General features: G+C 59.7%; 11 protein-coding genes. 1 reads left to right on the plus strand and 10 read right to left on the minus strand.

Features of this window, described 5'->3' with window-relative positions:
- Positions 1-61: 61 nt before the first annotated feature.
- The 10 genes from AC3B6F_RS14660 to aat all read right to left on the minus strand — a co-directional run bounded on the left by AC3B6F_RS14660 (position 62) and on the right by aat (position 12,275).
- Positions 62-751, minus strand: coding sequence for an ATP12 family protein (locus tag AC3B6F_RS14660; RefSeq protein WP_489824906.1), 690 nt, complete (start codon positions 749-751; stop codon positions 62-64).
- A complete protein-coding gene (locus AC3B6F_RS14665) occupies positions 748-3,330 on the minus strand; it encodes an AsmA family protein (RefSeq protein WP_489824907.1) in 2,583 nt (860 codons plus the stop codon). The genes AC3B6F_RS14660 and AC3B6F_RS14665 overlap by 4 nt, the downstream gene beginning before the upstream one ends.
- Complete coding sequence (locus AC3B6F_RS14670; RefSeq protein WP_489824908.1) at positions 3,330-4,322, minus strand: RluA family pseudouridine synthase; 993 nt, start codon at positions 4,320-4,322, stop codon at positions 3,330-3,332. Before AC3B6F_RS14670 ends, AC3B6F_RS14665 begins: the two co-directional genes overlap by 1 nt.
- Positions 4,319-5,731, minus strand: coding sequence for a replication-associated recombination protein A (locus AC3B6F_RS14675; protein WP_489824909.1), 1,413 nt, complete (start codon positions 5,729-5,731; stop codon positions 4,319-4,321). The genes AC3B6F_RS14670 and AC3B6F_RS14675 overlap by 4 nt, the downstream gene beginning before the upstream one ends.
- Before the next feature lie 76 nt (positions 5,732-5,807).
- Entirely contained in the window at positions 5,808-9,032 is a 3,225-nt protein-coding gene (locus tag AC3B6F_RS14680; protein WP_489824910.1) for an AsmA-like C-terminal region-containing protein, read from the minus strand.
- 63 nt (positions 9,033-9,095) lie between these two features.
- Positions 9,096-9,581 carry a thioredoxin-dependent thiol peroxidase gene (bcp, locus tag AC3B6F_RS14685; RefSeq protein ID WP_489824911.1) on the minus strand — a complete coding sequence of 162 codons (486 nt, stop codon included), beginning with the start codon at positions 9,579-9,581 and terminating at the stop codon, positions 9,096-9,098.
- A gap of 60 nt (positions 9,582-9,641) precedes the next feature.
- Positions 9,642-10,031, minus strand: coding sequence for a hypothetical protein (locus AC3B6F_RS14690; protein ID WP_034881058.1), 390 nt, complete (start codon positions 10,029-10,031; stop codon positions 9,642-9,644).
- 149 nt (positions 10,032-10,180) lie between these two features.
- Entirely contained in the window at positions 10,181-10,750 is a 570-nt protein-coding gene (locus tag AC3B6F_RS14695) for a hypothetical protein (protein WP_489824912.1), read from the minus strand.
- A complete protein-coding gene (locus tag AC3B6F_RS14700) occupies positions 10,750-11,616 on the minus strand; it encodes a hypothetical protein (protein ID WP_489824913.1) in 867 nt (288 codons plus the stop codon). The genes AC3B6F_RS14695 and AC3B6F_RS14700 overlap by 1 nt, the downstream gene beginning before the upstream one ends.
- Positions 11,616-12,275 (minus strand): leucyl/phenylalanyl-tRNA--protein transferase, encoded by a 660-nt coding sequence (gene aat / locus AC3B6F_RS14705; RefSeq protein ID WP_010501026.1) that lies wholly within the window; start codon positions 12,273-12,275, stop codon positions 11,616-11,618. Before aat ends, AC3B6F_RS14700 begins: the two co-directional genes overlap by 1 nt.
- Before the next feature lie 93 nt (positions 12,276-12,368).
- Between aat and AC3B6F_RS14710 the strand changes: the two genes are divergently transcribed.
- The gene (locus AC3B6F_RS14710) at positions 12,369-12,536 is read left to right on the plus strand and encodes a hypothetical protein (RefSeq protein WP_489824914.1); all 168 of its coding nucleotides are present in this window, start codon (positions 12,369-12,371) and stop codon (positions 12,534-12,536) included.
- The last annotated feature ends 2 nt before the right edge of the window (positions 12,537-12,538 follow it).

Below are 12,538 nucleotides of genomic sequence, written 5' to 3' on the forward strand. Positions count from 1 at the left end.
CGTTCTGTCACAGCGCCAGATGCGCCCCGAATATGGCAACATCATGCCTCACACGGAAAATTCAGCCCTCTCGCGCAAAACCAAGAAATGTCAGGGCCTCAGCCGTGTCCTGCTCCCGTGTCATCATGACGCGGAACAACTCATCGTCCCGGCCCCAGACTTCAAGCTGGCGGCGCTCATCGGCGTTGGCAACGGAGATGGCATCCTCTTTGCTGATCGTCCCGGAAACAAGGGCCAAAGCAAGAAGAAGGCTTCCAAAACTCTGCGTCAGGACGCCCAGCACTGCCAGTTCGGCCTCATTCTGTTGAGCCAGAAGGCGCTCCAGCCCCGTAATGTAATCACCTGATTGCGTGATCGGCATAAGACCGTCTGTAACAATTGGTCGGATGCCTTCGTTGGCGAGCCATTCCAAAACACGCTCTACGGTCGAGTCGGGCTTCTCTTTGCGATAGCAGAGGCCATCATCGAGTCCATGCCGGAGCAGCGTTTCCCGGGCATCGACCAGATCGGGGCGAATCCGTTCGATCATGGTGCCTGCGATGCGGGTCAGAGGCAGTTGCTCTGGCGTGAATGCCTCATTGTCCGGGATACGACTCCATTCGGCGACCAGCGCCTGCCCCAATGACCGTGAAGGAACAGCCAGTACGGTGCCTTTCGGCAACCGGATTGGACGACCGTCCAGTTCCGGCCCGAACAGGCCGTCCTGCTCCCCGAGTGTCACGCTTTTCCAGAAACGCTTGCGACTGCTCAATGGAGAACTCCCAATGCACGCAGGATGTCGCCTGCCTTGTTATGATGATGAGGCTGTTCGGAAACAGGTGGTCCCGCCTGCCCTTCGCGGGCAGCAGCCAGCGCGGATGTGCAGGGATCCGCGACCGGGCCATCCCCGATCGACAGCTGGAACCGCCCGTTTCCATCCCGATCCTGCTGGGCCTGAGGCTCAGAAATGGTTCCCGTGACGATCACCGGCGTTGAGGCTCCAGCGCCTTCGAAATCAAGGCTTGGAACCAGATGCAGCGTCATCTCCTGCGATCCGAGATGAACTTCGCCATGCCCCTGTGTCGAAAAGCGCCCCGATTGCAGACCAATCGTGTCCAACGTGGCGACATCTTCCGCAAACGTCATGTGCAGCCCCAGACAGCGGAGCGGGCGCGCACCGCTGCCCAGCAGAGAACCTGCGCCTGACCCGGCAATCCGTCCCAGAATCTGGCTGTCCACCTTTCCGTCCACCATGGAAACTCCCAGATGGCCGGTCAGGGACTGACGGAGTGTCTCCAGCGTTTCACCCTGCCCCCTGACATCCCCTGCGACCTGAACCGGTCCCTGAAGCAGCAGAGGCAGCTTCAGGCTGTCCTCCAGCAATCCGACGGGCAGCACCAGAGGTTGGAACGTGAAATGTGCCGTAACCGGCAGCGTCGAGGCATCAAGGTCAACCTGACCGGACAAGGTCAGTCCCTGTCCCTGCCCCGAAATCGGGTCAAGACGCAGATGGCCGTCGGACACTGTCAGGTGGGTCGCAAGATTGGTGTAATCGTGGCTGTAGAAGACGACTCGGTCCAGCGTCAGGTGCAGGTCAAGATCCTGCGCCCGCAAACGCTTGACCCATGCTGGCACCACAGCCTCCGGGCCAGCGGACGCCTCCGGCGCAGCAGGCACGGCAGATTGATCCTGTGTCTGTACAGGATGGGTGGCGACAGTCTTTGCTGCCTCTGTCGGTAACGGGACGGCAGGAGATTGCGGAGACACAGGAACAGATTTTCGGTTCTGCTCTGCCTGGGTCTGGGCAATCCAGAGACCACGGATGGCATCCAGATCAAGCTGCGTGGCATGGAGATGGCCATTCAGCAGGGGCGTTGTATCGTCCCCTGTCAGAAGATGCAGCGTGCCATCCACATCCACTTCGTGGCTTTTGAACGCAAATCCATCCAGCGTTGCTTCGCTCAGGCCCTTGCTGTCCAGCGTCCCCTGAAGAGACACATCATGCAGCACTGCCTTGGGCAGATGCAGGGTCCGGGCACCACCTTGCACGCCAAAATGGCTTGCCTCGGCACCAAGCGTTCCGGAGATCGTAACCCGGGCTTCATCCTGCGCGTTAACCGGCGGCGCCTTTTCAGTCCCACTGACAGCCGCAGTCAGAGATAGCGGAAGCGAGCGCAGTTCAGCCTCAACGGGAACTGTGGTCTGCCCATGATCGCGCCAGGCATGAACCGCCTGTTCCAGCGTTCCGGCCTTCCCCGCCAGACGCCAGCCCATGTCGCGCCAGACCACATCTGCGGCGACTGAAAGCGGCGCTGTGGGTGCGTCAGCATCAAGGCGGAGGTTGCTGACTGTTGCGCCTCGGACAGTCAGCCCTGCGGCATGAAGGTGCATCCGCCCTGGAACAAGGCTCTGGAGCAGAGCCTGCCCCTTATCCGCCCAGTCCGCATCCGTCAGTTCTCCGGCATCGCCCTGAACCGACAATTCGCCTCCCAGACCGCGAACATCCGGCAGATTGGCATGTGGGAACAGGCGATGCGCGTCCTGCAGGTTTGGCCACTCGCCCTGAGCGGTCAATGCCAGACCGCGCAGATGGGGAACGTCATGAATCTGGCCATCCACGTTCAGCCAGTCCCGCTTTGCATCCGTGCCGAGCGTCGACCCAAGACTGAACGTCCATGGCTTTGACGCGGAGCGCAGCAGCGACAGATCACCTACATGGCCCTGAATCGTGAAGGGTGTTGGACCATGGCTTCCTTGCAGATTAATCCATGGGCTGGGACTACGAAGCCCGGCGAGATCCATCGTTCCGATCAGGAAAGATCCGCTCATGCCTTTCAGGTCGTCCCGCCATTGGACGCTACTGTTCGTCAGATGCAGGGCATCCAGCGACAGGTTCCAGTGAACCTGAACGCGCTCTCCAATATGCCTGCGAACAGGAATCGGAGCATTTTCATCGCTACTGTCAGTCTGGACAGTTCGGTTGAGAGACCAGTTGGCCCTCCCGTCCCGATCACGCTCCAGCGAAAGCGTGGCGCCATCAACGACAAAGTCCTGAAAACGGACCTCCCGATGCAGAAGCGCCAGAACCGACAGACCCGCATGAACGGTTCTGGCCTGAAAAACAGGCTTCTGCCCCGGCCGCTGCAGAACAAGGTTCCGGGCTTCAAAGGACGGCCATGGCAGGATCTGGATGGATGATCCTTCAACGGCCATGGACAGGCCCGTCTCTTTCTTCAGGGCGTCAGCCACACGCTGGCGCAGCACATCCTGGTCGATCAGTTCATGTGCGGCAATGCTGGCGCCCACAAAGGCAACGATGACCCCGATGAGCGCGCCAGTGAGTTTCCTCATTATTTTGCAGGCCCTTTGTTTCCCTTGATTCGCTTGGGCGCCGGTGTTTCCCCGGGCACAAACCCAAGCGAACGGAACGTCTCACGCATATGCGGCGGCAACGGGGCCGTGACGATCAGGCGCCCTCCGGCCGGATGCGGAATATCGAGCTGGCGGGCATGGAGATGCAGCCGGTCGATGAACCCTTCCGGATGGGCGGCCTTCCCGCCATAGCGCGGATCACCCACGATGGGCGTGCCAAGGGATTCGCAATGAACGCGAAGCTGATGCGTCCGGCCCGTCAGCGGAGACAGGGCCAGCCAGGAAAACTTCTTTCCAGCCGCATCAATCGTCTCGTATTCGCTCTTGGCCGACACGGCATCTTCTTCCCCACGGGATGCAGCGACCACGAGAGCCGCTCCCCCTGCGCCGATCTTGGCGAGCGGCTGGTCAATGATCCCGGAAGCCTGCGCCGGACGGCCCACAACGATCGCCCAGTACGTTTTGCCGACATCACGCCCACGGAATGCGGCTGCCAGCTTGGCGGCAACGCCCGGCGTGCGGGCAATCAGAAGGATACCGGACGTGTCACGGTCGATACGATGCACAAGACGCGGACGGTCTCCGTCTTCCTTGCGCAGACCGTCGAGCATCATGTCCACATGTTTGGTGATGCCGGGGCCACCCTGCGTGGCGAGACCGGATGGCTTGTCCAGAACCAGCAGGTGATCGTCCTGATAGATCACCATCTTTTCGATTTCGCGCACCAGCATCGGATCTGGCGGGGGAAGCGGTGCGGGCTGGCTGACATCAGGCAATGGCGGAATGCGGACGCTCTGCCCCGGTGCGAGACGGGAGTTGGTCTGCACACGTCCCCCGTCGACGCGGACTTGCCCTGTCCGGCACAGCTTCTGAAGCGCGCCCTGCGTGAGATTGGGGTAGTGACGACGGAACCAGCGGTCGAGGCGCAGATCGGCTTCGTCTTCGGTGACAATACGGTTGGAAACTTTCATGGCTCGCGGGATGCCCTTTTGGCGGCCCGTATGTCCAGAAGTTTTCTGATACGGCCCTCGTAACCCCGGTCTGTCGGCTGATAGAGCGAGACCCGCTCCATGCCCTCCGGGAAATAGTTTTGACCCGAAAAGGCGTCTTCGGAGTCATGATCGTATTCATAGCCCTTGCCGTACCCGATGTCTTTCATCAGGGCCGTCGGGGCGTTGAGAATATGGGACGGCGGCATCAGGCTTCCGGTTTCCCGAGCCAGCTTTCTCGCCGCCTTATAGGCCATGTAAACGGCATTGGACTTCGGGGCCGTCGCCAGATGAACGACGACCTGCGCCAGAGCCAATTCTCCTTCCGGAGAGCCAAGCCGTTCGTAAGTCTGCCATGCCGCAACGGCCATTGGCAGGGCATTCGGGTCCGCCTGTCCCACGTCTTCCGCCGCAAAGCGCGTCAGACGGCGGGCGATATAGCGTGGATCTTCGCCTCCTTCGAGCATACGGGCGAACCAGTACAGCCCCGCATCCGGGTCACTGCCACGTAGGGATTTATGCAGTGCGGAAATGAGATTGTAGTGCTCTTCACGATCCCGGTCGTACAGCACCGCCCGGCGGGACAGAAGCGCTGCCAGATCCTTCGGCGTGAGCGCCTGGTTCGGGTCGAGCACGACGAGTTGTTCCACCATATTCAGAAGATAGCGCCCGTCCCCGTCCGCCATGGCTCGCAGGCTGGCACGCGCTTCACGATCCAATGGCAGGCGATGACCGACTTCTTCTTCCGCCCGGCGCAGAAGGGCTTCCAGGCTGGCGTCGTCCAAGCGGTTCAGCACCAGAACCTGACATCGGGACAGAAGAGCCGCATTCAGGGCGAAAGACGGGTTCTCCGTTGTTGCACCGACAAGCACGACCGTGCCGCGCTCGACATAGGGCAGGAATCCATCCTGCTGAGCGCGGTTGAAACGATGGATTTCATCTACGAACAGCAGAGTGCCGCGACCCGTTGCTTCCTGCCTTTTATCCGCCTCATCAAAGGCCTTCCGTAACTCTGCCACGCCAGAGAAGACAGCAGAAATCTGGGAGTAGAAAAGATTGGCCTTCCCGGCCAGCAGACGCGCAATCGTTGTCTTGCCGCATCCCGGCCCTCCCCAGAGGATCAGGCTGGAGAGCGTGCCTCGTGCGAGCATCCGTGTCAGGGTGCCTTCGGGGCCGAGAAGATGATCCTGCCCCCGCACTTCTTCGAGTATTTTTGGACGCAGACGGTCCGCCAGAGGCTGTGTCCGCGATGGCGCGCGGGCTGGCATTCTGGGAGCTTCGATTGGACGAGACGGCTGGACAGGGCGCGAGGGTTGCGCCTCACGTCGTGGGGACGTTTCCCTGCCGCTGGGGCCGGGCGTCGTCCCGAACAGATCCGTCATGTCCGTCATGGCTGCCTCCTGATACGGGAACGATCATAGAACTCCCGTCCCTATTTCGGAACCACCGCGCCCCGAAGGAAGAGGCTTATTCCATAATCTTCCGCAGAACGCCCGGAAGCAGCATGGACAGCGGATTGACCGTCATCTGAGGCTGACCAACGGTACCCTTGACGTCAAAGGTCGCCGCAAGCAGGCCGCCACCCTTTTCAGGCGCCAGAATATGCCCGACCCCCGGCAGCTTGCCCGGAAGCGCATTCAGGCCGAACAGCGGCACAATGGTGCCGTGCAGATCCACAACAGACGTATCGAGATCAACCGGCCCTTCGACCGTTGCGCCAAGAGCCTGATTGCCGATTGTCCCGTCATGCAGGGTCAGTTTCCGCCCTTCAAGACTGAGTTTCGTTGAGACACGCTTCACCTGGAACCGATCCATATGGCTCTGACTCCAGTGAAGCGGGGACAGATCCGAAATAGCCGTCAGTGTGAACGGGGGCTGGAGGAACTCGAAGGGACCAATATCCAGATGCCCGCGGAATGGCGGAAGGCCGAGACCAAGCCCCGATGAGCCAGCTTTGCCGCGCAGGAAATTTCCATCCAGATGCGCGACGCCGCCACCGATCCGGTCATACAGACCCAGTTCTTTCAGCAGAATACCAAGATTGTCCACATCCAGCACGAATGGCTGCTGCTGCCCGGTATCCGCCAGCACAGCCCGCACACGAGAAGGCGCATCAAGAGCAAACCGGCCTGAAACAAGCGCGCCGTGACGGAGCTCCAGATGGGACACAACACCGCCGACCATACCTTTCGGCCCGAAATAGACACGAGGCGCCCGAACATCGATAGACCAGCCCTGATCAGCATTGTCAGGCGTGCTGGGGCTTCCGGCTTCCCGTGTTGCGGCTTCTCTTGCGTCGTGCACGGCCTTGCGGGTCGCGGGATCAAACAACGGTGCCAGATCCAGCGGGTCCGCATCCAGAGCAATATGCACCGGGTCAGACGGTTGGTCGGGCAGCATGATACGGGCACTTCCGGCGCTCCGGCCCAGCCGGAAGCCTTCAATGACAATACCGTTCAGCTTGCCGTTCTGCGTCACGCCCCGACCGGCAATGTCCAGCGTTTTGCCATGAGCCTGCAAACCGTCCAGGGCCACCATATCGTGGCCCTGCAACGCAATATGCCCTGTTGCAACAGCCGCTTCACCTACCGGTTTGGTCCAGACCGGCACTGTAATTCCCGCCTGCTCCATATCAAGAGACAGGGCAAGGTCAGCGAGAGAGCTGGCATGTTCGATGTAATGCGCGGACAGCGTGGCATGTCCGGTGAAAAGCCCTGCCGGAACCAGATGCGCTTTTACGGCAGACAGCGGATCGAGGAACGCTTTTGCCTGAATGTCCTGTAAAACCCGTTCCGGAGCGCCTTTCCGGAAATTCTCATTCACAACGACATGAACGGGAATCCCCCTCAGACGCCCATCTCCAGTAAGAGCCAGTCCACTTTCGGTTGCGGAAAGCGTGCCAGACGCCTCATCAACGGCATGCCCCATCAACACGTTCCCCAGATGCACACTGGCAAAGGACGCCTTGGCCTGGACGTGCATGTCCTGATCCTGAACATGCGCTGTCAGCGGCAATGTCAGCCGCGCAGACGCATCGACAGATCCGGAGGGGTCCGTAAATGGTAACGGGTGCCTGGAGAGCAGGTGCAATCTCGGGTGTGACAGAATATCTCTGAACGCTGGCAGGGAGCCTTTCAGATGGGCTCTGATATCCCCCGTCGTCGGGCCTTTTTCGTAAAGATTTCCCAGCCGGACTTCCCCATCCGCAACCTGGATCGGCCCGCTTTCGGTCGCTTGTGTTCCATGCTGGAAACGCACAACCAGGGTATCGAATCCGTCAAATCCCAGCGTAGCGTCCAGCCCCGTCGCTGGAGCAATCGGACGGAGCCAATGAACTGTCAGACCATCGCCCAGCAGTTGCCCGTCCATACTGGTGGGCAGGACATGCTTGAAGCCGTTATTCGAATGAATATGCGTGCGAACCTGAAGATCATGCCCGCGACCGTGCGTAATATTGGCGACGATCCATTTCCGGCCACCTTTAATCAGACCGGTAGGCCAGACATTTCCAAGAGTGGCAAAATCAAAACCATCCAGGGCAGCCGTAGCATCACCGTCCAGCACCTGTGGATGTTTGAGGTCATCCACTGTCAGAGCTGCCGTCGCCTGGAGATGCGCCAGTGCTCCATGAGTATCGGCAAGCATCAGCTTCAGGGTTGGGACAGCAAAAGAGGCGGGTCCCTGTGTCCCCGGCGATGTCATGTGAAGATTGATCTGAGCCTCACCACCACGCAGATCAATCGGCTCATCATTGCCCTGCCGGACATGTCCATTTCCAAGCACCAGGTGCAGCGCAAGACTGGATGGAAGCTCGCCCATCCCATGGGGCACCACCTGCATGTCAGCAGCAAGAGTGAGCGGAACGTCCCAGTTCGCCAACCCTTTGCTGAAAACGCTCAATCCCTCTGGACGGAAAGCCGTGGATGTCAGGTGCCATTCGCCCATCCGGGGGGATGTTTGGCCGCCTTTCGCCGTCAGAACCGTCTGGAACGATCCCACGCGCACGGAACTGGTCCACCAGCCGTTCCAGAGATAATCTTTAGATGAACGGGTGACTTTCAGGCGCTGGCCGTGCGCTTCAATCGGTCCCAGCAGCAGGGACTGACCATCCGGCAAACCTAAAAGCGTTATCGACACATTCCGCAGATCAACTGCGGCCAGACGGTCCATCTGGGTCGGAACACCCCTTCCGCCATGTTTTTGAGATGGCAGATCAAGGTCAATGTCCCCATTGGCTTGTCGGCGCAGCACGAGGGAAACATCCTGAAGCCGCAGCCGACGCGGGGCAATAATACCGTGAAGCAAAGGCGCAAGCGCCAGGACGGTATCGGCTTCTCCGGCTGTTTCAGCAATCGTGCCATCCAGGCGCGTCACCGTGAGACCGCGCGCCTCCAGCATCAGCCCTGCAGAGATCCCACCAGAACTTGGCTGCCACTGAACACGAAGTCTGGACCATGCCAGACGTCCCGCAGGGTGACCGGGCTTCTTGCCTGCCACCACGGGAATTGGCTCGATCAGGCGGGAAATGGGGGTAACGTCTACGGGGCCGTGCGCCAGCTTCCACAACAGCAGGGTCCCAGCCGCTCCGGCAACTGCGACAGGAGCGGTCAGCACAAGGCAGACCCAACGTGCAACGCTCAGGTGTCGCGGAAGGCAGAACGGTCCAGGTGAATAAGGATCAGGCAGGGCCATGTCTGTATGCCGGCGGACGTCCGGCGTTCTCCCTGTCTGTGGAAAGGATGGCGGAAGGGCCGCTCAGGCCCCGCTGGTCATATCCCGGAAAGCCTCAGCCACCAGCGCGGTATGATCGGCAGGTTTCACTTTGCGCCAGATATGGCGGATGACACCGTTCCCATCCACAAGAAAGGAACTGCGCTCCATGCCCATATAGGTCCGCCCGTACATGGATTTCTCAACCCATGTTCCATAAGCCTCGGCGACAGCATGGTCCTCATCGGAGGCAAGCGGAAATGTGAGAACATATTTTTTGGCGAAACGGTCGATTTTCGCAACCGGGTCCGGGCTGACGCCAATGATTGTCAGCCCCTCGCTGTCGAAGGACGACAGGTTTTCCTGAAGGGAACAGGCCTGCGTTGTGCAGCCGGGCGTATCTGCCTTCGGGTAGAAATATAGCAGATACGGTTTGCCCTTCAGCGTTTTGCTGCTGACGGCACCGCCCCCCGAAACGGGAAGCGAAAACGCTGGAGCACGGTCACCCGGCTGAAGAGCATGATCTGTCATAGGCACCATGATTGCCTGACACCCTTCGCCCGATCAAGGCGGACGAAGGGCAATAATGCCTCAGTATTGCGGATAAACCACAACTGGTGGCGGCGGTGGAGCATAAATAACGGGCGGGGGCGGCGCATAAACGACACGCGGCGGCGGAGCATAGACAACCGGCGGCGGTGGCGGACCATAGGACTGACCCAGCATCGCCCCACCAACAGCGCCGATTGCAAGGCCGCCAAGAATTCCACCAATCACGGCACCGCTGTTTCCGTGATGACCACCGTGATGCCAGCCCGGTCCAGGACCATAATAGCCACGTCCTGGGCCACCATATCCGGGACCGCCATAACCACCATGCCAATGGGCTTCAGCAGTGGGAACAACGGCATTCGGGGCAACTACTGCCGTGCCGATCAGCAGGGGTGCAGCCAGAAGAACTGCACGGGTGATGCGACGCATGGCAAATCTCCTCATTACGTCAGACGGGGCAGACCCGAAGAATGGTTCCACCCGTCCTGTGAGAAGAAATCTGCCATAGGAAAATGGCAGGAAAAGGCAACAATCATGGCAGATTTTTCTCAAATCATGACGGCCATGGCGGGTATTTTTCAGTGTTTGGGATCAATCCGGTGATAGCCTTCAGGAGGATCAAACAGATCATCCGCCTGCCCCGCCCGACTGACAGAAGCTGCCTGCACAACAAGCCGTCCGCCTTGGGTTGCGCCCAATAACAGACCATCCGTCGTATAGCAGAAATCCGTGGGGAGTTTGTTCGTATCGACGCTTTCCCAGATCATGCAGGCCTCGCCCGCAATTGTGGCAGGACCAACCTGTTTCCACGTTCCGGGAGCAGGCGTACCAGGAGCGGAAAACGAATCGCCGGGCGCTTCAGTCACGGTCGCGCTTTTTGCCGTCGTATCCAGCACCATCAGCCGATGGGTCCGGTAATCCGTCAGCATGACCGTTGCCGCCCCTTCGGGGTCCACACGTTGTCGCCAGAACTTTGCGCTCCAACGCATCCGCTGATGAAGATGCTGCCCGTTCGGGCCCACTATGACATAATCAATATCCGCATCATGCATTGGTGTGACGTAAGGCGCTGTATCCGCGGCATACGTCGTCTGAGCGCCAAGAAGCAGCCCTGCCAGTACAGCGAGCCCCCGAAAACCGCACCGCATCAGTTCTGGCCACCATTGGATGGGCCACTTGGAGGCTGATCAGGGGTCGAGACCGTTCCATCGCCTGCCGAATCATTGGAGACAGACGGCTGACTTGCGTCTTCAGGAGACACTGGTGGAACAACGGGAGCCGACGTCTCGGCAGGTGTGCCCTGTGCGGCAATATGGCCGGGCGCCTGCACAGCCGAATCGCCTGCCGCACCACCTTCAGGAACAGGGGCAGGCGTAGGGGACGTGGACTGGCTGCCACCAGCGGAAGAATGATGGGGGGACGTACGAGGCGTGATTTCTTGGAACCCCGCCGGTGGCTCGAATGTCGATGTCGGCAGATCTCCGTAAGCGACGTTCGTGGCCTGAATGGAGCCTTCTGCTCCATCCGCATCCACACCGTTCTCGGACAGGATCACGCCATCCTCCGTCACGCAGGCACTGGCCTTGCCGTGGGCCGTCTGGATATCCCATCGTCCACACGGGACGCCGGCAATCGTGGCCTGCCCTGCCTTGGTGTATTTCATTCCGAGATCCAGCATGAACGGATTATGCAATCCGTGCTGGGGCCGGATATGGGCATAGAGCTTCCGCTCCAGCATGACGAGCGTCACAACCTGCTTGGGGCGATCAAGAATCGTAATGCCGCGCCCATCTGCGGAATCAATGCGCAGCAGATCTCCCGAACCGGAAAAATAGACCTTCACATCCCCGCCAGCCCCCTGCATCCCCGGAGCGGACAGATGATATGTGACAGTGACATCCCGCGCCGGAGACAGTCTCGGATGGTCATCGGCGTAGGCTGCTGTGCCGCTGCCTGCACAAAAAAGCAGACTTGCGAGAAAAGCAGACCGATGCCGCCGAAAGAGTGAAATCATCAGGACTCTCCTGGATGTGGGCGTAAAGACGCGATGTCATCGCGCAGGGCGTGCAGACTGAAATCGTCAGGCCAGACGGCGCGGACAGTCAAAGCCTGGTTGAGCAGAACCAGATAGTCCGCAGCAGGAATACCAATACCGCCCAATGTTGTCAGATGAGGTGTCGTGTACTGCGTATCCAGAAGGCGATAGCCTCCCTGACGCAATCCTGCAACGAGATGGACCAGCGCAATCTTGGAAACATCCCGTTGACGGGAGAACATGCTTTCCCCGAAAAATACGCCCCCCAGCGCCACACCGTACAACCCGCCGACAAGCCTCTCGCCGTCCCAGACCTCAATGGAATGAGCATGGTTTCGCTGATGCAGGACGCCATAGAGCGCGCAGATGCGAGGACTGATCCAGGTCTCTTCCCGGCCAGGCGCCGGTTCGGCACAGGCCAGCATGACGTCTCCAAAAGCCCGGTCTGCCGTGACCTGAAACTTGCCGGACCGGATGGTTCGCATCAGCTTGCGCGGCACAACCATGCCATCCAGTGGAAGAATTCCGCGTTCCTCCGGAAAGTACCAGTTCAGTTCATCACTATCCCGGTCAGGAGCCATCGGGAAAATACCGGACGCATAGGCATCAAGCAGGCTTTCCGGTGTGACATCAGACATGCCGTCGGTGCTCTCGATCCTGCATAAGGGAAATATTGGCCTCTCTGTCTGTCGGCATGATACACAGATCCTCGACCTTCATGGAGAGCCGTCTTGCCACTCGCCTTTGTCTACATGATCTTTCTCATACCGCTGGCGCTCCTGCGCCTGCTGCTTCCTGAAGCACATGGCCTGCTGATGGCGCTTATCAAAATCTGCCTTGCAGGAATTGTCTTCTGGGGACTTCTGGACTTCTGGCGCCTGCGTCCCAGCAAGGGCTAGGC

Source organism: Gluconobacter sp. ESL1110 (assembly GCF_058107395.1).